The organism is Aliivibrio sp. 1S128 (assembly GCF_001691065.1).
Classification (GTDB): Bacteria; Pseudomonadota; Gammaproteobacteria; order Enterobacterales; family Vibrionaceae; genus Aliivibrio.
In genome coordinates, this window is record NZ_MAJV01000139.1 from 1 (window position 1) to 451 (window position 451).

Here is a 451-nt window from a genome sequence, read left to right on the forward strand (position 1 = left end):
ACTTTCATCAGAGCAAAATTCAGCTAAATAAATGACTCCATTTGGTTTTAAAATTCTTAGTAGCTCAGAAACAACATTTACCCTAGCTTGCACTTCTGGAATGCACGTAAAAACGGCACACGTAACAATAGCATCAAAGGAAGAATCAGAAAAAGGAAGCGGTGAACCTTTTGAGTAGTTCAGATCTAGATGCGGGAATTCATTGTTCCCACGATTAATCATTTCCAATGAAGAATCAACACCACAAATACTTTTATAACCTAAGTCATAAAGCTCATTAGTTACTCTTCCATACCCACAACCAAAATCGAGAACTTGGCTAGAATATGGAACTGTATTAATAAGTAACTCGCTGATTAATTGAAGATTAAACTCAACTTTACCAGCTACATCATCCCAATTACTCAAAGATTTCTCCTTAAATCATATAACGCCTTAATCACTGAAACTA

At 35.0% G+C, this 451-nt stretch carries 1 protein-coding gene; it reads right to left on the minus strand.

The annotated features are described in order from the left end of the window. On the minus strand, positions 1 to 408 hold a 408-nt coding region (locus A6E03_RS18160; RefSeq protein WP_065601450.1), incomplete at its 3' end, for a class I SAM-dependent methyltransferase. Positions 409 to 451 lie beyond the last annotated feature (43 nt).